Annotated in this window: 20 protein-coding genes and 1 tRNA gene; 18 read left to right on the forward strand and 3 right to left on the reverse strand. The window is 55.9% G+C overall.

Annotated elements, in window-relative coordinates:
* Positions 1-3 precede the first annotated feature (3 nt).
* Positions 4-78: transfer RNA gene (locus tag BM373_RS06725), tRNA-Gln, on the forward strand.
* Between the two features lie 87 nt (positions 79-165).
* On the opposite strand, the gene ubiF is transcribed toward BM373_RS06725, so the two are convergent.
* Positions 166-1,341 carry a 3-demethoxyubiquinol 3-hydroxylase gene (ubiF, locus tag BM373_RS06730; RefSeq protein ID WP_090460659.1) on the reverse strand — a complete coding sequence of 392 codons (1,176 nt, stop codon included), beginning with the start codon at positions 1,339-1,341 and terminating at the stop codon, positions 166-168.
* A gap of 145 nt (positions 1,342-1,486) precedes the next feature.
* On the opposite strand from ubiF, the gene miaB reads away from it, so the two are divergent.
* The 9 genes from miaB (at position 1,487) to BM373_RS06775 (ending at position 10,791) form a co-directional block, all read left to right on the forward strand.
* A complete protein-coding gene (gene miaB, locus BM373_RS06735; protein ID WP_090461076.1) occupies positions 1,487-2,911 on the forward strand; it encodes a tRNA (N6-isopentenyl adenosine(37)-C2)-methylthiotransferase MiaB in 1,425 nt (474 codons plus the stop codon).
* Positions 2,912-3,067: 156 nt separating this feature from the next.
* Positions 3,068-4,114, forward strand: coding sequence for a PhoH family protein (locus tag BM373_RS06740; protein WP_090460660.1), 1,047 nt, complete (start codon positions 3,068-3,070; stop codon positions 4,112-4,114).
* Complete coding sequence (gene ybeY, locus BM373_RS06745) at positions 4,111-4,578, forward strand: rRNA maturation RNase YbeY (RefSeq protein ID WP_090460661.1); 468 nt, start codon at positions 4,111-4,113, stop codon at positions 4,576-4,578. Before BM373_RS06740 ends, ybeY begins: the two co-directional genes overlap by 4 nt.
* A gap of 89 nt (positions 4,579-4,667) precedes the next feature.
* Positions 4,668-5,546 (forward strand): CNNM family magnesium/cobalt transport protein CorC, encoded by an 879-nt coding sequence (gene corC, locus BM373_RS06750; RefSeq protein ID WP_090460662.1) that lies wholly within the window; start codon positions 4,668-4,670, stop codon positions 5,544-5,546.
* A gap of 19 nt (positions 5,547-5,565) precedes the next feature.
* Complete coding sequence (gene lnt, locus BM373_RS06755; RefSeq protein ID WP_090460663.1) at positions 5,566-7,104, forward strand: apolipoprotein N-acyltransferase; 1,539 nt, start codon at positions 5,566-5,568, stop codon at positions 7,102-7,104.
* A 469-nt stretch (positions 7,105-7,573) separates the two neighbouring features.
* On the forward strand, positions 7,574-8,488 hold the full coding sequence (locus tag BM373_RS06760) for an amino acid ABC transporter substrate-binding protein (RefSeq protein WP_177220124.1): 915 nt from the start codon (positions 7,574-7,576) through the stop codon (positions 8,486-8,488).
* Between the two features lie 163 nt (positions 8,489-8,651).
* Positions 8,652-9,392: an amino acid ABC transporter permease gene (locus BM373_RS06765; protein WP_090460665.1), complete on the forward strand. Its 741-nt coding sequence runs from the start codon at positions 8,652-8,654 to the stop codon at positions 9,390-9,392.
* Entirely contained in the window at positions 9,392-10,066 is a 675-nt protein-coding gene (gene gltK / locus BM373_RS06770) for a glutamate/aspartate ABC transporter permease GltK (RefSeq protein ID WP_090460666.1), read from the forward strand. The genes BM373_RS06765 and gltK overlap by 1 nt, the downstream gene beginning before the upstream one ends.
* Positions 10,066-10,791: an amino acid ABC transporter ATP-binding protein gene (locus BM373_RS06775; RefSeq protein WP_090460667.1), complete on the forward strand. Its 726-nt coding sequence runs from the start codon at positions 10,066-10,068 to the stop codon at positions 10,789-10,791. Before gltK ends, BM373_RS06775 begins: the two co-directional genes overlap by 1 nt.
* Positions 10,792-10,831: 40 nt before the next feature.
* Here the strand turns inward: BM373_RS06775 and BM373_RS06780 are convergent, their stop codons facing one another.
* Entirely contained in the window at positions 10,832-11,314 is a 483-nt protein-coding gene (locus BM373_RS06780) for a zinc ribbon-containing protein (RefSeq protein WP_090460668.1), read from the reverse strand.
* A gap of 235 nt (positions 11,315-11,549) precedes the next feature.
* Between BM373_RS06780 and leuS the strand changes: the two genes are divergently transcribed.
* Genes leuS through nadD form a run of 4 tightly spaced genes read left to right on the forward strand, consistent with a single transcriptional unit; the run spans position 11,550 to position 16,393 of the window.
* On the forward strand, positions 11,550-14,132 hold the full coding sequence (gene leuS / locus BM373_RS06785) for a leucine--tRNA ligase (RefSeq protein ID WP_090460669.1): 2,583 nt from the start codon (positions 11,550-11,552) through the stop codon (positions 14,130-14,132).
* Positions 14,133-14,146: 14 nt separating this feature from the next.
* The gene (lptE, locus tag BM373_RS06790) at positions 14,147-14,719 is read left to right on the forward strand and encodes an LPS assembly lipoprotein LptE (RefSeq protein ID WP_090460670.1); all 573 of its coding nucleotides are present in this window, start codon (positions 14,147-14,149) and stop codon (positions 14,717-14,719) included.
* The gene (gene holA, locus BM373_RS06795) at positions 14,719-15,750 is read left to right on the forward strand and encodes a DNA polymerase III subunit delta (protein WP_090460671.1); all 1,032 of its coding nucleotides are present in this window, start codon (positions 14,719-14,721) and stop codon (positions 15,748-15,750) included. Before lptE ends, holA begins: the two co-directional genes overlap by 1 nt.
* A complete protein-coding gene (gene nadD, locus BM373_RS06800; protein WP_090460672.1) occupies positions 15,743-16,393 on the forward strand; it encodes a nicotinate-nucleotide adenylyltransferase in 651 nt (216 codons plus the stop codon). The genes holA and nadD overlap by 8 nt, the downstream gene beginning before the upstream one ends.
* Here nadD and cobD read toward each other — a convergent pair.
* Positions 16,368-17,462 (reverse strand): threonine-phosphate decarboxylase CobD, encoded by a 1,095-nt coding sequence (gene cobD / locus BM373_RS06805; RefSeq protein WP_090460673.1) that lies wholly within the window; start codon positions 17,460-17,462, stop codon positions 16,368-16,370. The two genes, nadD and cobD, sit on opposite strands and share 26 nt — an antisense overlap.
* Before the next feature lie 97 nt (positions 17,463-17,559).
* On the opposite strand from cobD, the gene BM373_RS06810 reads away from it, so the two are divergent.
* The 4 genes from BM373_RS06810 to mrdA all read left to right on the forward strand — a co-directional run bounded on the left by BM373_RS06810 (position 17,560) and on the right by mrdA (position 21,163).
* Positions 17,560-18,171, forward strand: a complete 612-nt coding sequence (locus tag BM373_RS06810; RefSeq protein WP_090460674.1) for an adenosylcobalamin/alpha-ribazole phosphatase — start codon at positions 17,560-17,562, stop codon at positions 18,169-18,171.
* Between the two features lie 271 nt (positions 18,172-18,442).
* Entirely contained in the window at positions 18,443-18,760 is a 318-nt protein-coding gene (rsfS, locus tag BM373_RS06815; protein WP_090460675.1) for a ribosome silencing factor, read from the forward strand.
* A gap of 3 nt (positions 18,761-18,763) precedes the next feature.
* Positions 18,764-19,231, forward strand: a complete 468-nt coding sequence (rlmH, locus tag BM373_RS06820; RefSeq protein ID WP_090460676.1) for a 23S rRNA (pseudouridine(1915)-N(3))-methyltransferase RlmH — start codon at positions 18,764-18,766, stop codon at positions 19,229-19,231.
* Between the two features lie 30 nt (positions 19,232-19,261).
* The gene (gene mrdA, locus BM373_RS06825) at positions 19,262-21,163 is read left to right on the forward strand and encodes a peptidoglycan DD-transpeptidase MrdA (RefSeq protein ID WP_090460677.1); all 1,902 of its coding nucleotides are present in this window, start codon (positions 19,262-19,264) and stop codon (positions 21,161-21,163) included.

A 21,163-nucleotide genomic window follows, 5' to 3' on the forward strand; every position in this document is an offset into this window, starting at 1 on the left:
TGTTGGGGTATCGCCAAGCGGTAAGGCTCTGGTTTCTGATACCAGCATTCCGAGGTTCGAATCCTCGTACCCCAGCCATATAAAACAAAAAGCTCGCTTCGGCGGGCTTTTTGTTTTTCTGTATCCGGCAATTGAACCCGGCAAAACGTTGTCACCGGGCTTCGCTTACAGCCCTAACGCATACTTCAGCGCCTGCGTTTTTAACACCCCCGCGCGCTGTGCCGCCATCAGACCGACGTTACGCAATACCCGCAGCGGCCCCAAATCGTTACTGAATCCGGCGTAGAAGAGATCCATCCCGCTTTGCATAATGAAATTATCCGCCATCCGCCGCCGCTGGTAACGCTTGAGGATCGTGTGGCTTGACCACTCTTCGCCATAGCTTCTGGCCCCGCTCAGCACGTCAATCAACGCATCCACATCGCGATAGCCGAGATTTACCCCCTGCCCTGCCAGCGGATGAATGGTATGCGCGGCGTCGCCCACCAGCGCCAGCCCCGGCTGAACGTATTGCAGCGCGTGGCGGCGCGTTAAAGGGAAGGCTCCGGCGTGGATCGGCTTCACTTTACCCAGTCGCGCCGGGAAGTGTTTTTCAATCTCGCGCTGCAACTGCATCATGTTGAGCGTTTTCAACTGGCGTACCCGCGCGGGTGTGTCGTACCAGACCAGCGAAGCCCAGTTATCGAATAAGGGTAAAAAGGCATGCGGCCCGTTCGGTGTGAACTGCTGCCAGGTGGCGTCACCGGGCGCATTCTCACACTCAACGGTGATCAGCATGCAGGCCTGCTCATACTGCCAGGCGTGGATGCCAATCCCGGCCCACTGGCGCACCTGCGAATTGGCTCCGTCGGCTCCCACAACCAGCCTTGCGGACAATGACTCGCCGTCAGCGAAATCGAGCTGGTGATAGTCACCCTGTCGATGAATCGCCTTCAGCGCCGCGGGTGCGCAAAGCGTCACCTGAGGATGGCTTTCCAGCGCCTCCCACAGCGCGCGTTGCAGCACGCTATTCTCAACCATGTAACCCAACAGCGGCAGCTTCAGCTCGGCGGCATCAAAGCACACATGGGCGCTCTCCCACTCCCACGTTTCAAGCCGCCGGTATGGATGGCAGCGCATTGCCGTGATCGCATCCCAGACGCCAAGCTCACGCAGCAGGGTCACAGAGGCGGCGCTGATCGCCGAAATCCGCACGTCCGGCACGCTTGCGGCATCAAACGCCGACGGCACCGCCTGCTCGATGACCGTTACCGTAAATCCCTGCTGCGCCAGCCCCAGCGCCAGCGCGCTGCCGACCATCCCGCCGCCGACCACCGCAACTTCAGTTCGTTGATTTATCATGGTCATTCATCCTTATTTTCAATTCCCTTAAGTTTACCGGATTTTTGATTACCGTGGGCGGGACATGAACTATGGTCAGCGCCCGGTCAAAGCATTACAATACGCGACCTGCAATCCTGGCGTTAATCAGAGCAAGAGCAAGTCGATGACAAAAAAACTCCATATTAAAACCTGGGGCTGTCAGATGAACGAATACGATTCATCAAAGATGGCCGATCTGCTGGATGCCACTCACGGGTACCAACTGACCGAAGTGGCAGAAGAAGCCGATGTGCTACTGCTGAACACCTGCTCGATCCGCGAGAAGGCCCAGGAGAAAGTGTTCCATCAGTTAGGTCGCTGGAAACTCTTAAAAGAAAAAAATCCTGACCTGATTATCGGCGTAGGCGGCTGCGTCGCCTCGCAGGAAGGCGATCATATTCGTCAACGCGCCCAGTGCGTCGATATTATTTTCGGACCACAAACCCTGCACCGCCTGCCAGAAATGATCAGCGCCGTGCGCGGTAACCGCAGCCCGATCGTGGACATCAGCTTCCCGGAAATCGAAAAATTCGACCGTCTGCCGGAGCCGCGCGCCGATGGCCCGACCGCCTTCGTCTCGATCATGGAAGGCTGCAACAAATATTGTACTTACTGCGTGGTGCCCTATACCCGTGGTGAAGAAGTGAGCCGTCCGTGCGACGACATTCTGTTTGAAATCGCTCAGCTTGCGGCGCAGGGCGTGCGTGAAGTTAACCTGCTCGGTCAGAACGTGAACGCCTGGCGCGGTGAAAACTACGACGGCAGCACCGGGACGTTTGCCGAACTGCTGCGTCTGGTGGCTGCAATCGATGGCATCGACCGCATTCGCTTCACCACCAGCCACCCGATTGAATTTACCGATGATATCGTTGACGTCTACCGCGACACGCCGGAGCTGGTGAGCTTCCTGCACCTGCCGGTGCAAAGCGGTGCTGACCGCGTGCTGAACCTGATGGGCCGCACCCACACGGCGCTGGAGTACAAAGCCATCATCCGTAAACTGCGGGCGGCCCGCCCGGATATCCAGATTAGCTCTGACTTTATCGTTGGCTTCCCTGGCGAATCCACCCAGGACTTTGAGCAGACAATGAAGCTTATCGCCGACGTGAATTTCGACATGAGCTACAGCTTTATTTTCTCCGCCCGTCCGGGCACTCCTGCCGCCGATATGGTTGACGACGTGCCGGAAGAGGACAAAAAACAGCGTCTGTACATTTTGCAGGAGCGCATCACCCAGCAGGCAATGGCGTGGAGCCGCCGGATGATTGGCACCACTCAGCGTATTCTGGTGGAAGGCACCTCGCGCAAGAGCATCATGGAGCTTTCTGGCCGTACCGAGAATAACCGCGTGGTGAACTTCGAAGGCACGCCGGAGATGATCGGTAAATTTGTTGATGTGGAAATCACCGACGTCTTCACCAACTCCCTGCGTGGAAAAGTGGTGCGGACCGAAGAAGAAATGGGCCTGCGCATTGCGGAAAGCCCGGAATCGGTTATTGCCCGCACCCGCAAAGAAAACGAACTCGGCGTAGGCGTTTACCAGCCCTGATCGTCCAGGCCTGCCGTTGCTGGCAGGCCTTGTTTTTATCCGCCCTACCCCCATATTCTTTCCAATGCTTGCGCCTTTTTCCCTTGCCGTAAATAATTTCGGTATCGCTAAAGACATTGCCCGTCAGCACCTCGCTGGCCAGCCAAGAGGTATAGTTTGAATACAGAAACCCGTGAAGTAACCCTTGAACCCGCCGATAATGCCCGTTTACTGAGTCTGTGCGGCCCGTTTGATGACAACATCAAACAGCTTGAGCGACGCCTGGGTATTGAAATCAACCGCCTTGATAATCACTTTAAACTGACCGGTCGCCCTATCAGCGTGACGGCGGCTGCGGATATCCTGCGTGATTTGTATGTCGACACCGCGCCCATGCGCGGCCAGACCCAGGACATTGAGCCTGAACAAATCCATCTGGCGATCAAAGAAGCCCGTGTGCTTGAGCAGACGGCGGAAAGCGTGCCGGAGTACGGCAAAGCGATCCACATCAAAACCAAGCGTGGAGTGATCAAACCACGCACGCCGAACCAGGCGCAGTACGTCGCCAATATTCTTGACCACGACATCACCTTTGGCGTGGGACCGGCCGGTACCGGTAAAACCTATCTGGCAGTGGCAGCGGCCGTGGACGCGCTGGAGCGTCAGGACGTGCGCCGCATCCTGCTGACCCGTCCGGCGGTGGAAGCGGGTGAAAAGCTCGGCTTCCTGCCCGGCGATTTAAGCCAGAAGGTCGATCCCTATCTGCGCCCGCTGTATGACGCGCTGTTTGAGATGCTCGGCTTTGAAAAAGTCGAAAAGCTGATTGAACGTAACGTGATTGAAGTGGCTCCGCTGGCCTACATGCGCGGACGCACGCTGAACGACGCCTTTATCATCCTGGATGAGAGTCAGAACACCACCATCGAGCAGATGAAAATGTTCCTGACCCGTATCGGCTTTAACTCCAAAGCGGTGATCACCGGCGACGTCACGCAGATCGACCTGCCGCGCAACCTGAAATCCGGGCTGCGCCATGCGATCGAAGTGCTGGCTGAAGTCGATGAAATCAGCTTTAACTTCTTCCACAGCGAAGACGTGGTACGCCATCCGGTCGTTGCCCGTATCGTTAACGCCTATGAAGCCTGGGAAGAGGCCGATCAAAAACGTAAAGCTGAACTGGCCGCCGAGCGCAAACGCGAAGCCCAGCAGCAGGAGCAAAAATGAGTGCGGTGATCCTCGATTTACAACTGGCCTGTGAAGATAACAGCGGCCTGCCGGAAGAAGCGCAGTTTCAGGGCTGGCTTGACGCCGTGATCCCCCAGTTCCAGGAAGAGTCAGAAGTGACAATCCGCCTGGTGGACGAAGCCGAAAGCCATGACCTCAACCTGACGTATCGCGGTAAGGATAAGCCGACCAACGTGCTCTCCTTCCCTTTCGAAGCGCCGCCGGGAATGGAAATGCCGCTGCTGGGCGATCTGATCATCTGCCGTCAGGTGGTTGAGCAGGAAGCCCGCGAGCAGGGTAAACCGCTTGACGCCCACTGGGCGCATATGGTGGTGCACGGCAGTTTACACCTGCTCGGCTACGATCATATTGAAGACGAAGAAGCAGAAGAAATGGAAGGCCTCGAAACAGAGATAATGCTTGCTCTGGGCTATGAGGATCCGTACATTGCCGAGAAGGAGTAGTCAGCCCAGGCTGACCTCCTGATTCCCGTCTGGCGCTGAGTTTGCGCGACCCGGCATGCATTTATTAACATGAGAACCCATACGACGCCATGAGCGACGACAATTCACACAGTAGCGACACACTCAACAGCAAAAAGGGATTTTTCTCCCTCTTACTGAGCCAGCTTTTCCACGGCGAACCGAAAAACCGTGATGAACTTCTGGCGCTTATCCGTGATTCCGGGCAGAACGAGCTTATCGATGAAGATACGCGCGACATGCTCGAAGGGGTAATGGATATCGCCGACCAGCGCGTCCGCGACATCATGATCCCCCGCTCGCAAATGATTACCCTGAAACGCAACCAGACACTTGATGAATGTCTCGACGTCATCATTGAGTCTGCGCACTCGCGTTTCCCGGTGATCAGCGAAGATAAAGATCACATTGAAGGGATTCTGATGGCGAAAGATCTGCTGCCGTTTATGCGCAGCGATGCTGAAGCCTTTAGCATGGAAAAAGTGTTACGCCAGGCGGTGGTGGTGCCGGAAAGCAAGCGGGTTGACCGCATGCTGAAAGAGTTCCGCTCTCAGCGCTACCACATGGCGATTGTCATTGATGAATTTGGTGGCGTATCGGGTCTTGTGACCATTGAAGATATTCTTGAACTTATCGTCGGCGAAATCGAAGACGAATACGATGAAGAAGAGGATATCGAGTTCCGCCAGTTGAGCCGCCATACTTGGACGGTTCGCGCGCTGGCCTCCATTGAAGATTTTAACGAAGCCTTCGGGACCCGCTTCAGCGATGAAGAAGTGGATACCATTGGCGGGCTGGTGATGCAGGCGTTCGGGCATCTGCCTGCGCGCGGGGAATCCATTGATATTGATGGCTACCAGTTCAAAGTCGCCATGGCAGACAGCCGCCGTATTATTCAGGTTCATGTCAGAATGCCGGACGACTCACCCCAGCCTAAACTGGACGAATAAAACCAAACTGGACGAATAAATGGTTTTTGCCTCACTGCTTGAGCGCCAGCGCGTACGTCTTTTGCTGGCGCTGTTATTCGGAGCCAGCGGAACGCTGGCTTTTTCTCCTTATGACTTCTGGCCTGCCGCGCTGATATCCCTTATCGGTCTGCAAGGCCTGACGCTGAATCGCCGTCCGCTACAGGCCGCCTGGATCGGCTATGCATGGGGCTTTGGCCTGTTCGGTACCGGTATTAACTGGGTGTACGTCAGTATTGCCCAGTTTGGCGGGATGCCCGGCCCGGTCAACATCTTCCTTGTCGTGTTGCTGGCAGCTTATCTCTCGCTCTACACCGGGCTTTTTGCCGGGGTACTTTCACGCCTGTGGCCGAAAGCGAACTGGCTTCGCGTGGCAATTGCTGCCCCTGTGGTCTGGCAACTCACGGAGTTTTTACGCGGCTGGGTGCTGACTGGCTTCCCGTGGCTGCAATTTGGCTACAGCCAGATCGACGGCCCGTTAAAAGGCCTCGCACCGGTCATGGGTGTGGAAGCCATTAACTTCCTGTTGATGATGGTCAGCGGTTTGCTGGCGCTGGCCGCCGCGGCCCGTAACTGGCGTCCACTGGTCGCCGCCGTGGTGCTTTTCGCCCTGCCGTTCCCGCTGCGCTACATTCAGTGGTATACCCTGCTACCCGAACGCGCCACGCAGGTGTCGATGGTACAGGGCAATATTCCGCAGTCGATGAAGTGGGATGAAGGCCAGTTGATCAATACGCTGGAGATCTATCTCAACGCCACGGAGCAGGTGGTGGGTAGATCGCAGCTTATTATCTGGCCGGAGTCGGCTATTCCCGATCTGGAGATTAACCAGCAGCGCTTTTTAAGCGCGACGGACGACATGCTGCGCGCCAAAGACAGTACGCTGATCACCGGTATTGTTGATGCGCGACTCAGTCAGCAAAACCGTTATGACACCTACAACACCATCATCACGCTCGGTAAAGACAGCCCGTATCGCTACGACTCCACCAATCGCTATAACAAGAACCATCTGGTGCCGTTTGGTGAGTTTGTGCCGCTGGAGTCGATCCTGCGCCCGCTGGCTCCGTTCTTCGACCTGCCGATGTCGTCGTTCAGCCGTGGCCCGTATGTGCAGCCGCAGTTGATTGCGCACGGGTTAAAACTGACCGCCGCGATTTGCTATGAAATCATCCTTGGCGAGCAGGTGCGGGACAATTTCCGCCCGGATACAGACGTCCTGCTGACCATTTCCAACGACGCCTGGTTTGGTAAATCGATTGGCCCGTGGCAGCATTTCCAGATGGCGCGGATGCGCTCGCTGGAGCTGGCACGCCCGCTACTGCGCAGTACCAACAACGGCATCACCGCCGTGATTGGCCCGCAGGGTGAAATCCAGGCGATGATCCCGCAATTTACCCGTCAGGTTCTGACCGCTCAGGTCACCCCAACCACTGGCCTCACCCCCTACGCCCGCCTGGGCAACTGGCCGCTGTGGATCGTCACCGCGCTGTGTGGTTTTGGCGCGCTGGTGATGAGCCTGCGCCAGCGTCGGCGGTAATTTTTCCCCCTCACCCCGGCCCTCTCCCTCAGGGAGAGGGAGAAAAGCGGTCCCTGAAACCACTCCGGCTGTCCCCTCTCCCTCAGGGAGAGGGAGAAAAGCGATCCCCGAAACCACTCTGGCCGTCCCCTCTCCCTTAGGGAGAGGGTTAGGGTGAGGGTATACCCCAATCTGGCACATCTTTTGCTTAACAATATCAGGCAACTGCGAATTTTTGCGTCTGTGCAACTTGTCTGCACCACAGCGGATCGACGGTAGCACCATTTTAGTGCAACGGCAGATTTTTGCCTCTTAACGGTGCGGTGCACCTCGCAAAAATAAACAATAACGCAGCAAAATCTTTACATTAAGCCAGACTAAATGTTAACAAACACGCATAACTCTGCACGCTTTTGCAGCAGGATATAACAACACAACACTCACACTGGATCACAACGCGTCTCTGGCGCTGACGATGAAGGAGTTGGATATGCAATTACGTAAACTGGCCACAGCAATGCTGGTGATGGGAATGTCAGCCGGACTGGCGCACGCTGAAGACGCAGCCCCTGCCGCTGCCGGTCAAAGCACGCTCGATAAAATTGCCAAAAACGGCGTGATCGTGGTCGGCCACCGTGAATCTTCCGTGCCGTTCTCGTACTACGACAATCAGCAAAAAGTGGTCGGCTACTCTCAGGACTACTCCAACGCCATCGTTGAAGCGGTCAAAAAGAAACTCAACAAACCTGATTTGCAGGTCAAGCTGATCCCAATTACCTCGCAGAACCGTATTCCACTGCTGCAAAACGGCACCTTTGATTTTGAGTGCGGCTCAACCACCAACAACCTTGAGCGCCAGAAACAAGCGGCCTTCTCTGACACCATTTTCGTGGTCGGCACCCGTCTGCTGGCGAAAAAAGGCGGCAATGTTAAAGACTTCGCGGATCTGAAAGGCAAAGCGGTCGTTGTCACCTCCGGTACCACCTCTGAAGTGCTGCTCCACAAACTCAACGACGAGCAGAAAATGGACATGCGCATCATCAGCGCGAAAGACCACGGTGACTCCTTCCGTACGCTGGAAAGCGGTCGTGCGGTGGCGTTCATGATGGATGATGCCCTGTTAGCCGGTGAACGCGCGAAAGCGAAAAAACCGGACAACTGGGAAATCGTCGGCAAACCGCAGTCCCAGGAAGCCTACGGCTGCATGATGCGTAAAGATGATCCGGAGTTCAAAAAACTGCTGGATGAGACTATTGCTCAGGCACAGACCTCCGGTGAAGCCGCTAAGTGGTTTGATAAGTGGTTCAAAAACCCAATTCCACCGAAAAATCTCAACATGAACTTTGAGCTTTCTGACGAAATGAAAGCCCTGTTCAAAGAACCGAATGACAAAGCACTGAACTAATTAGAACGTAGAACCATTAGGGGCAGGCTCTCCTGCCCTCTCGATTAACAAGAAGCACGGACAGACTATACGTTGAAGGGTCGTTCCCCATTCAGCGCGAACATTTAGCTTCTTATTAATCTTCGAGGGTAGCGCTGCTACCCTTTTTTTTCAGAGGTACATTATGTCAATAGACTGGAACTGGGGAATTTTCCTGCAACAAGCCCCGTTCGGCAACACCACGTATTTAGGCTGGCTGTGGAGCGGCTTTCAGGTCACGGTCGCCCTGTCGATCACCGCCTGGATCCTCGCTTTTTTAGTCGGCTCACTGTTTGGTATTTTGCGCACCGTTCCTAACCGCTTCCTCTCGGGGATCGGCACCCTGTATGTTGAACTCTTCCGTAACGTTCCGCTCATCGTGCAGTTCTTTACCTGGTATCTGGTGGTCCCTGAGCTGCTGCCAGAAGATCTCGGCATGTGGTTTAAAGCGGAACTCGACCCGAATATCCAGTTTTTCGTCTCTTCCATGATCTGCTTAGGGCTGTTCACCGCCGCGCGCGTGTGCGAACAGGTGCGTGCGGCTATTCAGTCGCTCCCGACAGGGCAGAAAAACGCCGGTCTGGCGATGGGGCTGACGCTGCCGCAGACCTACCGTTACGTGCTGCTGCCGAACGCTTACCGCGTGATTGTGCCGCCAATGACCTCCGAGATGATGAACCTGGTCAAAAACTCCGCCATCGCCTCCACCATCGGTCTGGTGGATATGGCTGCGCAGGCGGGGAAATTGCTGGATTATTCCGCCCATGCCTGGGAATCCTTTACCGCCATCACGCTGGCATATGTCCTGATTAACGCGGTGATTATGTTGGTCATGAATCTGGTGGAACGTAAAGTCCGTCTGCCCGGCAACCTGGGGGGCAAATAATGTACGAGTTTGACTGGAGTTCTATTGTTCCGTCTCTGCCCTATCTGTTTGACGGGCTGTTGATCACCCTGAAAATCACCGTCACCGCGGTGATTGTCGGTATCGTCTGGGGCACCATTCTGGCGGTACTGCGCATGTCGAGCTTTAAGCCGCTGGCGTGGTTTGCCTCAAGCTATGTCAACGTCTTCCGCTCGATTCCGCTGGTGATGGTGTTGCTGTGGTTCTATCTGATCGTGCCGGGGTTACTGCAGGATGTGCTGGGCCTGTCGCCAAAATCGGATATCCGCCTGATTTCAGCGATGGTGGCCTTCTCAATGTTTGAAGCCGCTTACTATTCTGAAATTATCCGCGCCGGGATCCAGAGTATTTCCCGCGGGCAGTCGAGCGCCGCGCTGGCGCTGGGTATGACGCACTGGCAGTCGATGAAGCTCATCATTCTGCCGCAGGCGTTCCGGGCGATGGTGCCGCTGCTGTTAACGCAGGGCATCGTCCTGTTCCAGGATACATCGCTGGTGTATGTGTTAAGCCTCGCCGATTTCTTCCGTACCGCCTCTACTATCGGTGAGCGCGACGGAACCCAGGTTGAGATGATCCTGTTTGCCGGTGCGGTCTATTTTGCCATTAGTCTCAGTGCTTCACTGTTGGTCAGCTATCTGAAGAAAAGGACAGTTTAATGATTTCCCTGAAAAATGTTTCAAAATGGTATGGTCACTTTCAGGTGCTGACCGACTGCTCAACGGACGTGAAAAAAGGCGAAGTGGTGGTGGTTTGCGGGCCGTCGGGTTCCGGTAAATCCACGCTGATTAAAACCGTCAATGGGCTTGAGCCGGTACAGAAAGGCGAAATTATCGTTAACGGCACCAAAGTCAACGACAAGAAAACCAATCTGGCCGAACTGCGCTCCCACGTGGGCATGGTGTTCCAGCACTTCGAACTATTCCCGCATCTCTCCATTATTGAGAACCTGACGCTGGCGCAGGTTAAAGTGCTCAAGCGCGACAAAGCCGCAGCGCGGGAGAAAGGCCTGAAGCTGCTGGAGCGCGTAGGTCTGTCGGCACACGCTAATAAGTTTCCGGCGCAGCTTTCCGGCGGCCAGCAGCAGCGCGTGGCGATTGCCCGCGCCCTGTGTATGGACCCGGTCGCAATGCTGTTTGACGAACCCACTTCCGCGCTCGATCCCGAGATGATTAATGAAGTGCTGGACGTCATGGTCGAACTGGCCCAGGAAGGGATGACCATGATGGTGGTCACGCACGAAATGGGCTTTGCGCGTAAAGTCGCCTCGCGGGTGATCTTTATGGATGAAGGTAAAATTGTCGAAGATTCAAATAAAGACGATTTCTTTAACGATCCGAAATCGGAGCGGGCCAAAGACTTCCTGGCGAAGATCCTGCACTAAATGACCTTTACCGGGCGGCCAACCCGCCCGGTATCAACAATTAAGGTTCAAACGGCCTGCGCTGGAACTGGTCGTGGCCGCACTTCGGACACAGCGGCAACGCGTCCGGGGTGTATATCGCCAGATGGAAGTGGCATTTCTCACAGACTAAATTGCCAAGCCCGACTACTTCCCCGCTGTGATAGACGCCGTGATGGTTGAGATCGGAAAACACCTCGCGCCACTCAAGCTGCGTTTTATCGGTAATGTCCGCCAGCTCCTGCCAGAGACTCTCTTTGATGACGCGCATAAACACGCTGTCATTTAGCTCGTCCTGACTTTCCCCATAGCTGCGGGCGAACTCCTCCAGATCGCGGCGAATGGCGCGCGTTAGTTCATCGATCTCCGTGCGGGTTAATTCCCCTGTCTGCGATACACGCAGCCTCGCCTGTTCGACCAGCGCATCAATGTCGCGTTCGCCGTTACGCAAACGCTCGGTCATGGTGGTCACCAGTTCACGGTAGTATTGAGCAACCTTGTTCATCCTTTCGCCTCCGGGCTGAGTAACTAACTCTAATAATAGACCTTATTTACGCCACGCTTTGCTCGCGGCCCCACAGAGTCTGTAAATTCGTGCAAGGATTGGCAGGTGACCTTTTCATCGCCCGATGTGCGAAAGGCTGTTTTGAGGCGGGCGTTTGGGCTATGCTATGCGGATCGTATACCCCCATCTTAATGCTACGCTTGTAGCTGTATTAAAAACAGGATCACTGGCTGCCATGCAAGAGCAATACCGCCCGGAAGAGATAGAATCGAAAGTCCAGCAACACTGGAGCGATGCGCGCACATTTGAAGTCACTGAAGACGAGAGCAAAGAGAAGTATTACTGCCTGTCTATGCTTCCCTATCCTTCTGGTCGCCTACACATGGGCCATGTTCGTAACTACACCATCGGCGATGTGATTGCCCGCTACCAGCGCATGCTTGGCAAAAACGTTCTTCAGCCTATCGGCTGGGATGCCTTCGGTCTTCCTGCGGAAGGCGCAGCGGTTAAAAACAACACCGCACCGGCTCCGTGGACCTACGACAACATCAATTACATGAAGAACCAGCTCAAAATGCTGGGCTTCGGGTATGACTGGAGCCGCGAGCTGGCGACCTGTACGCCGGAATACTACCGCTGGGAACAGAAATTCTTTGCCGAGCTGTATAAAAAAGGTCTGGTTTACAAGAAAACCTCTGCGGTGAACTGGTGCCCGAACGATCAGACGGTACTGGCGAACGAGCAGGTTATCGACGGCTGCTGCTGGCGTTGCGACACCAAAGTTGAACGTAAAGAGATCCCGCAGTGGTTCATTAAAATCACCGCTTACGCCGAAGAACTGTTAAACGACCTGGATACGCTGGACCACTGGCCAGATACGGTCAAGACCATGCAGCGTAACTGGATTGGTCGTTCCGAAGGCGTTGAAATCACCTTCAACGTTGAGAATTACGATCAGAAACTGACCGTGTACACCACCCGCCCGGACACCTTTATGGGTGCCACCTACCTGGCGGTTGCCGCAGGTCACCCGCTGGCGCAAAAAGCGGCAGCAACGAATTCCGCGCTGGCTGATTTCATCGAGGAATGCCGCAATACCAAAGTGGCCGAAGCCGACATGGCGACGATGGAGAAAAAAGGCGTCGATACCGGCTTTAAAGCGATTCACCCGCTGACGGGCGAAGCGATCCCGGTGTGGGCCGCTAACTTCGTGCTGATGGAATACGGCACCGGTGCGGTAATGGCCGTTCCGGGTCACGATCAGCGCGACTACGAATTTGCCAGCAAATACGGCCTGAACATCAAGCCGGTTATTCTGGCGGCAGACGGTTCTGAGCCGGATCTGTCAGCACAGGCGATGACCGACAAAGGCACTCTGTTCAACTCCGGCGAATTCAGCGGCCTGAGCTTTGAAGAGGGCTTTAACGCTATTGCCGATAAGCTGGCGGCAATGGGTGCGGGCGAGCGCAAAGTGAACTACCGTCTGCGCGACTGGGGTGTCTCCCGTCAGCGTTACTGGGGCGCGCCAATTCCGATGGTTACCCTGGAAGATGGCACCGTGATGCCAGCGCCTGACGATCAACTGCCGGTTATTCTGCCGGAAGATGTGGTCATGGACGGTATCACCAGCCCGATTAAAGCCGATCCTGAGTGGGCGAAAACCACCGTGAACGGCCAGCCTGCGCTGCGCGAAACCGACACCTTTGATACCTTTATGGAATCCTCCTGGTACTACGCGCGCTACACCTGCCCGCAGTACAACGAAGGCATGCTGGATCCGAACGCCGCCAACTACTGGCTGCCGGTCGATATTTATATTGGCGGTATCGAGCACGCTATTATGCACTTGCTCTACTTCCGCTTCTTCCATAAGCTGATGCGCGATGCAGGAATGGTGACGTCGAACGAACCGGCGAAACAACTGCTGTGTCAGGGTATGGTGCTGGCTGATGCCTTCTACTATGTGGGCGAAAACGGCGAGCGTAACTGGGTTTCTCCGAAAGACGCGATCGTCGAGCGCGATGAGAAAGGCCGCATCGTAAAAGCCAAAGACGCCGCGGGCCATGAGCTGGTGTATACCGGCATGAGCAAGATGTCCAAGTCGAAAAACAACGGCATCGACCCGCAGGAAATGGTTGAGCGTTACGGCGCGGACACCGTGCGCCTGTTCATGATGTTTGCGTCTCCGGCAGACATGACCCTGGAATGGCAGGAATCCGGCGTTGAAGGGGCTAACCGCTTCTTAAAACGCGTGTGGAAACTGGTTTACGAGCACACCTCTAAGGGTGCTGTCAACGCGCTTGACGTGGCGAGCCTCAGCGAAGATCAGAAAGCGCTGCGTCGTGACGTTCACAAAACTATCGCTAAAGTCACCGATGATGTGGGTCGTCGTCAGACCTTCAACACCGCGATTGCGGCGATTATGGAACTGATGAACAAGCTGGCGAAAGCACCGCTGGACGGCGAGCAGGATCGCGCCCTGATGCAGGAAGCGCTGCTGGCAGTGGTACGCATGCTCAACCCGTTCACTCCACACGCCTGCTTCACCCTGTGGCAGGAACTTCACGGCGAAGGCGATATCGACAACGCGCCGTGGCCGGTGGCTGATGAAAAAGCGATGGTGGAAGACTCCACGCTGATCGTCGTGCAGGTGAACGGCAAAGTGCGCGGTAAAATTACCGTGCCTGTCGATGCAACAGAAGAACAGGTCCGCGTGCGCGCAGGCCAGGAACATCTGGTGGCGAAGTATCTTGAGGGCGTTACCGTGCGTAAAGTGATTTACGTACCGGGCAAACTGCTCAATCTGGTCGTTGGCTAAGCGCGGGAGGAAGCGTGCGATATCTGGCAACATTGTTACTCTCTCTGGCGGTGCTGGTCACCGCCGGGTGCGGCTGGCATCTGCGTAATACCACGCAGGTTCCTTCCGAGATGAAAACCATCATTTTCGACTCAGGCGATCCGAATGGACCGTTAAGCCGTGCCGTGCGCACCCAGTTACGTCTGAACGGTATTGACGTGGTTGAAAAAGGCTCACTGCGCCAGGATATCCCGTCTCTGCGTCTCGGAGCGGCAGGGCTTACACAAGATACGGCGTCGATTTTCCAGAACGGCCGTACAGCGGAATATCAGATGGTGATGAACGTATCGGCGTCAGTGATGATCCCGGGTCAGGGGATCTATCCGCTGAATACCAAAGTGTATCGTTCATTCTTTGATAACCCGCAGACCGCGCTGGCGAAAGCTGCCGAGCAGGCCATCATCATCCAGGAGATGTATGACAAAGCGGCAGAGCAATTGATTCGTAAATTGCCGAGCGTTCATACGGCTAACGCTGAAAATGAACCGCCGATTGTCAGTTCTGATGCGGCTGTTGCCCCCGAGGCACCCGCCTCAATGGGTAACTGATGCTAAAGCTGTACCCTGAACAACTCCGCGCGCAGCTCAACGAAGGGCTGCGCGCGGCGTATCTGTTACTCGGAAACGATCCGCTGCTGTTGCAGGAAAGTCAGGATGCGGTGCGCCAGAGCGCTGCCGCTCAGGGCTTTGACGAGCATCATACCTTTACCCTTGATACCAGCACCGACTGGAACGTTCTCTTCTCGCTGTGCCAGGCGATGAGCCTGTTCGCCAGCCGTCAGACACTGTTACTCCAGCTTCCCGACAATGGCCCCAATGCCGCCATCAACGAACAACTGGCGACGCTGGTGAGTCTGTTGCATGACGACCTGCTGCTGATTGTGCGCGGCAACAAGCTCACAAAAGCGCAGGAGAACGCGGCCTGGTTTACCGCCCTTAGTAACCGTTCAGTACAGGTTACCTGCCAGACGCCGGAGCAGGCACAGCTTCCGCGCTGGGTTGCCAGCCGGGCAAAGCAGGCTAATTTACAGCTCGACGATGCGGCAAATCAGCTCCTGTGTTACTGCTACGAAGGCAACCTGCTGGCACTGGCGCAGGCGCTGGAACGGCTCTCATTACTATGGCCCGATGGCAAACTGACGCTGCCGCGCGTGGAACAGGCAGTGAACGATGCGGCGCACTTCACGCCGTTCCATTGGGTGGATGCGTTGCTGGCTGGCAAAAGCAAACGTGCCCTGCATATTTTGCAGCAACTGCGCCTTGAAGGTAGCGAGCCGGTGATTTTGCTGCGCACCTTGCAGCGCGAACTGCTCCTGCTGGTCACCTTAAAACGCCAGTCTGCCAGCACGCCACTGCGCACGCTGTTTGACAAACACCGCGTCTGGCAAAACCGCCGCGCGGCGACCACCGACGCATTAAACCGGCTCGGCCATGCAGAGTTGCGCCAGGCCGTGCATCTGTTGACCCGCGCTGAACTCACCGTCAAACAGGATTACGGTCAGTCCGTCTGGGCAGAGCTGGAAGGGCTTTCTCTGCTACTCTGTCATAAGGCACTGGCAGACGTATTTATTGATGGGTGATATGAATCAGTTACAGGCGTTATTTGGTGGTACGTTCGATCCGGTTCATTACGGGCATCTGTTGCCCGTTGAAGCGCTGGCAAATCTGGTGGGGTTAGGCCGGGTCACCATTATGCCTAATAATGTGCCGCCGCACCGCCCGCAGCCTGAGGCGAGCGCCGCACAGCGTAAAACCATGCTTGAACTTGCTATCGCCGATAAGCCGCTGTTTGCGCTCGACGATCGGGAATTAAAACGCGATACCCCGTCCTGGTCGGCGCAAACGTTGCAGGAGTGGCGTGAAGAGCAAGGCCCGACGCGCCCGCTGGCTTTTATTATTGGCCAGGACTCCCTGCTGACCTTCCCCACCTGGCATCGTTACGACACCATCCTGAGTCAGTGCCACCTGATTGTCTGCCGCCGTCCGGGTTATGCGATGGTGATGGACAGTGAAGTGGATCAGCAATGGCTTTTACAGCACCAGACTCACCGCATTGACGATCTCCACACACTGCCCGCCGGGAAAATCTACCTGGCCGAGACGCCGTGGTTCAACATCTCCGCCACGCAGATCCGCGAGCGGCTGGCGCGTGACGAAAGCTGTGATGAACTGGTGCCCGCCCGCGTGCTCGACTACATCAGAGAGCAGGGGCTGTACCGTTAAGCACCCGCTGCATCGCAGCGATCAGCCGATCGTTCTCATCCTGACTACGCACGGCAACGCGATAGTAGCGCGCGTCCAGGCCAGGATAATTACTGCAACTGCGGATCAGAATATGTTCTTCCAGCAACGCACGCTGTAAATCCAGATTCGGCACATTGCAGCGTAAAAACAGATAGTTAGCCACGCCCGGCCAGAGAGTCAGCCCGGCAATATCCCGTAGTGCCTGATACAGACGCGGCCTTTCAGTGTTGATCCACTGCCAGGTGGCCTGCTGGTAAGTCGTATCGTGCAACACGATTTCCCCCGCCAGCGCCGCAAACGCATTGATCGACCACGGCATCTGCCTGCCCCGAAGACGCGCCATCGCCTGCTCGTCGCTGTTAAGCACATACCCGAGCCGCAGACCGGGAATAGCATAGAATTTGGTGAGCGAACGCAGCACCCAGATGTGCGGATTGTCGGCCAGATGGGCAACAAAACCGCCCGCCCCTGCAATAAAATCGATAAAGGCTTCATCGAGGATAAGGGCAATGCCCTCTGTTTTGCAGCGCGCAGCAATGGCGCTAAGCAGATTTTCATCCGGCATCAGGCCAGTGGGATTGTTAGGCGTGCAGAGAAACAGGCAATCAAGATCCGGCGTCAGCGCATCCAGAATCGCCTCCGTCACCTGCCAGCCATCGTCCTCGCGCAGCGCAAAATCGCGGATCTCGCATCCGACGAGGGTTAACGCCCGGCGATATTCAGCAAATCCCGGCGTCACCAGCAGCGCCCGGCGCGGCGCAAGGCCATACACGAGGGTAAAAATAGCTTCCGTTTCGCCGTTTCCCGCCAGCACCCACGCTTCAGGCAACGCATGATGCGCCGCAAGCTGCTGGTGCAGGCTGCGGTATTCCACATCCGGATAGCGCCCGGCCAGGTGGATATTGTCGACCAGCGCGCGCACCAGGGACGGCGGCATTCCCGCCGGATTAATATTGGCGCTAAAATCGAGTAGCGCTTCGGGCGCAATCCCCAGCAGTCCGGCGGCTTCACGGATATTGCCTCCGTGTTCGCTGTTAAACAAAGCCATCTTTTTATCCCGGTTAAAAAGTGTATCTTAACGAAAAAGCCCAGCGCCTTCAGCGCGCTTTGCCAGACTTCACTGATAAACACCGGAGGGATACCTGATGCGACTGTGGCTGGTTAGACATGGAGAAACCGAGGCGAATGTCGCCGGGCTGTATAGCGGGCATGCACCGACCGCCTTAACCCCGCGCGGTATTACCCAGGCGCAAACCCTGCGCACGCTTTTGCAGGAAGTCCCGTTTGATCAGGTCCTGTGCAGCGCCCTTAAGCGTGCTCAACACACGGCCCAGCTGATACTGGCGTCACGCGAAGTCCCCCTGCACACCCTGCCCTCACTCAACGAGATGTTTTTTGGCGACTGGGAAATGCGCCATCATCGCGATCTGACGCGTGAAGATGCCGCGAATTACGCTGCCTGGTGCGCCGACTGGCAAAACGCCATTCCCACAAATGGCGAAGGATTTCAGGCGTTTTCGCAGCGCGTGCAGCAGTTCATCACGGAGCTGACCGCCTGGCAGCATCACAGCAACGTGCTGATTGTCAGTCATCAGGGCGTACTCAGTTTGCTGATCGCCAGTTTGCTGAAGATGCCGCCCGCGTCACTCTGGCATTTTCGCATCGAACAGGGAGCCTGGAGCGCGCTGGATGTCTGCGACGGTTTTACCACCCTGAGCGTACTGAACAGCCGCGCCATCTGGCAGCCAGAGACGTAATAGCCCCATTATTTATGCCCAACAGCCTCTCTGACGGCATTACGTGATTGACACGCCCCCTGAGGCTGCTATCCTCCGCTGCCAGACTTGCCCGCCATGCAATGACTTACAGAAATTGTTTTACAAAAATGGCGATGCAATCTCTTGCCCGGAGTGGGATGATAGCCCACTTCCAAACCTTACCGGCGACATACATAGTCCCGCCGGACGGCAGTTCAGGTATACTGTCTGACCTTCGTTAATTAATTATGCACGCTCCCAGGGGGAACACTTGCAGGGTAAAGCACTCCAGGATTTTGTTATCGACAAAATTGATGACCTGAAAGGCCAGGACATCGTGACCATCGACGTTCAGGGTAAATCCAGCATCACTGACTGTATGATCATTTGCACCGGCACTTCCACCCGCCATGTGATGTCCATTGCTGACCACGTGGTTCAGGAATCCCGCGCCGCCGGTATGCTGCCGCTGGGCGTAGAAGGCGAAAACGTCGCCGACTGGGTAGTGGTCGATTTAGGTGAGGTGATTGTTCACGTCATGCAGGAAGAGAGCCGTCGTCTGTACGAGCTGGAAAAACTCTGGGGTTAATGCGTGAAGCTGCAACTGGTCGCCGTCGGCACCAAAATGCCGGACTGGGTACAAACCGGTTTTACTGAATATCTGCGTCGTTTTCCCAAAGACATGCCGTTCGAACTGGTTGAAATTCCGGCCGGAAAGCGCGGCAAAAACGCCGATATCAAACGTATTCTCGATAAAGAGGGTGAGTTGATGCTGGCTGCGGCGGGCAAAAACCGGATTGTCACCCTCGATATTCCGGGCAAGCCCTGGGACACGCCGCAACTGGCGGTTGAACTGGAACGCTGGAAGCTGGATGGCCGCGACGTCAGCCTGCTTATCGGCGGACCGGAAGGGTTATCCCCCGCCTGTAAAGCGGCAGCAGAACAAAGTTGGTCACTCTCTGCACTGACGCTCCCCCATCCGCTGGTTCGGGTGCTGGTGGCAGAAAGTCTCTATCGTGCGTGGAGCATCACGACCAACCATCCTTATCACCGTGAGTAATGACAACGTTTTAGGCAGATTAAGCAGCGGATGAAATTACAGAATTCTTTTCGCGACTATTCGGCAGAGTCCGCGCTGTTTGTGCGCCGGGCGGTGGTCGCTTTTACCGGGATTTTGCTGCTTTCCGGTATCCTCGTCGCCAACCTTTATACGCTGCAAATCGTCCGTCATACCGACTACCAGACGCGCTCAAACGAAAACCGCATTAAACTTGTGCCCATCGCGCCAAGCCGCGGCATTATCTACGACCGCAACGGCACGCCGCTGGCGCTTAACCGCACGATCTACCAGGTTGAAATGATGCCGGAGAAGGTTGATAACGTGCAGCAGTCGCTGGATGCGCTGCGTGACGTCGTCGATCTGACCGATGAAGACATCGCTAACTTCAAAAAAGAGCGCGCACGTTCCCATCGCTTTACCTCCATTGCCGTGAAGTCCAACCTGACGGAAGTGCAGGTGGCGCGTTTTGCCGTCAACCAGTACCGCTTTCCCGGCGTGGAAGTGAAAGGCTATAAACGCCGCTACTACCCGTACGGTTCAGCGCTGACCCACGTGATTGGCTACGTCTCAAAAATCAACGATAACGACGTTAAACGTCTCGATAAAGAAGGGACGCTGGCCAACTATGCCGCCACGCATGATATCGGCAAACAGGGTATTGAGCGCTACTACGAAGAAGTCCTGCACGGGCAGACCGGCTATGAAGAAGTTGAGGTCAACAACCGTGGCCGCGTGATCCGCCAGCTTAAAGAAGTGCCGCCGCAGGCCGGGCACGATATTTACCTGACGCTGGATCTGAAGCTACAGACCTATATCGAAACATTGCTGGCGGGCAGCCGTGCCGCCGTGGTGGTGACCGATCCGCGCACCGGCGGCATTCTGGCGATGGTTTCCATGCCCAGCTATAACCCGAACCTGTTCGTGGACGGCATTTCCAGCAAAGATTACAGCGCCCTGCTTAACGATCCCAATACCCCGCTGGTCAACCGCGCAACCCAGGGTGTTTACCCTCCGGCCTCAACGGTTAAACCTTACGTTGCCGTCTCCGCGTTAAGCGCCGGGGTGATCAACCGCAATACCAGCCTGTTCGACCCCGGCTGGTGGCAGTTACCTGGTTCCGAAAAGCGCTACCGCGACTGGAAAAAGTGGGGCCACGGACATCTGAACGTCACCAAATCGCTGGAAGAATCGGCGGATACCTTCTTCTATCAGGTGGCCTATGACATGGGTATCGACCGGCTTTCCGAGTGGATGACCAAATTCGGCTACGGCAAATATACGGGCATCGACCTCTCGGAAGAGCGCTCCGGCAACATGCCGACCCGCGAATGGAAACAAAAGCGCTTTAAGAAACCCTGGTATCAGGGCGACACCATTCCGGTAGGCATCGGCCAGGGTTACTGGACGGCCACGCCGATCCAGATGAACAAAGCGATGATGATCCTGATTAATGACGGGGTGGTAAAAGTGCCGCACCTGTTACAGAGCACGCTGGTGAACGGTAATCAGGTGCCCTGGAAGCAGCCGGAACAGCCGCCCGTCGGCGATATCCACTCCGGCTTCTGGGAAATTGCCAAAGACGGCATGTATGGCGTGGCGAACCGAGCAAACGGCACCGGGCATAAATATTTTGCCAACGCCCCGTACAAAGTGGCGGCAAAATCCGGTACCGCGCAGGTCTTCGGCCTGAAGGCGAACGAAACCTATAACGCGCATAAAATTGCCGAACGTCTGCGTGACCATAAGCTGATGACGGCGTTTGCCCCTTACGATAAACCCCAGGTTGCTGTGGCGATCATTCTGGAAAACGGCGGTGCCGGCCCGGCGGTCGGTACCATCATGCGCCAGATCCTCGACCACATTATGCTGGGTGACAACAACACCGACTTGCCTGCTGAAAACCCGGCAACAACAGCGGCAGAGGATCAATGA

The organism is Enterobacter sp. kpr-6, from assembly GCF_900116015.1.
Taxonomy (GTDB): domain Bacteria; phylum Pseudomonadota; class Gammaproteobacteria; order Enterobacterales; family Enterobacteriaceae; genus Enterobacter_D.

Bases quoted from the DNA above. Each gene is read 5' to 3' on its own strand.
- ubiF (WP_090460659.1), bottom strand. From the start codon at position 1,341: ATGATAAATCAACGAACTGAAGTTGCGGTGGTCGGCGGCGGGATGGTC.
- miaB (WP_090461076.1), top strand. From the start codon at position 1,487: ATGACAAAAAAACTCCATATTAAAACCTGGGGCTGTCAGATGAACGAA.
- ybeY (WP_090460661.1), top strand. From the start codon at position 4,111: ATGAGTGCGGTGATCCTCGATTTACAACTGGCCTGTGAAGATAACAGC.
- corC (WP_090460662.1), top strand. From the start codon at position 4,668: ATGAGCGACGACAATTCACACAGTAGCGACACACTCAACAGCAAAAAG.
- lnt (WP_090460663.1), top strand. From the start codon at position 5,566: ATGGTTTTTGCCTCACTGCTTGAGCGCCAGCGCGTACGTCTTTTGCTG.
- BM373_RS06760 (WP_177220124.1), top strand. From the start codon at position 7,574: ATGCAATTACGTAAACTGGCCACAGCAATGCTGGTGATGGGAATGTCA.
- BM373_RS06765 (WP_090460665.1), top strand. From the start codon at position 8,652: ATGTCAATAGACTGGAACTGGGGAATTTTCCTGCAACAAGCCCCGTTC.
- gltK (WP_090460666.1), top strand. From the start codon at position 9,392: ATGTACGAGTTTGACTGGAGTTCTATTGTTCCGTCTCTGCCCTATCTG.
- BM373_RS06775 (WP_090460667.1), top strand. From the start codon at position 10,066: ATGATTTCCCTGAAAAATGTTTCAAAATGGTATGGTCACTTTCAGGTG.
- BM373_RS06780 (WP_090460668.1), bottom strand. From the start codon at position 11,314: ATGAACAAGGTTGCTCAATACTACCGTGAACTGGTGACCACCATGACC.
- leuS (WP_090460669.1), top strand. From the start codon at position 11,550: ATGCAAGAGCAATACCGCCCGGAAGAGATAGAATCGAAAGTCCAGCAA.
- holA (WP_090460671.1), top strand. From the start codon at position 14,719: ATGCTAAAGCTGTACCCTGAACAACTCCGCGCGCAGCTCAACGAAGGG.
- nadD (WP_090460672.1), top strand. From the start codon at position 15,743: ATGGGTGATATGAATCAGTTACAGGCGTTATTTGGTGGTACGTTCGAT.
- cobD (WP_090460673.1), bottom strand. From the start codon at position 17,462: ATGGCTTTGTTTAACAGCGAACACGGAGGCAATATCCGTGAAGCCGCC.
- BM373_RS06810 (WP_090460674.1), top strand. From the start codon at position 17,560: ATGCGACTGTGGCTGGTTAGACATGGAGAAACCGAGGCGAATGTCGCC.
- mrdA (WP_090460677.1), top strand. From the start codon at position 19,262: ATGAAATTACAGAATTCTTTTCGCGACTATTCGGCAGAGTCCGCGCTG.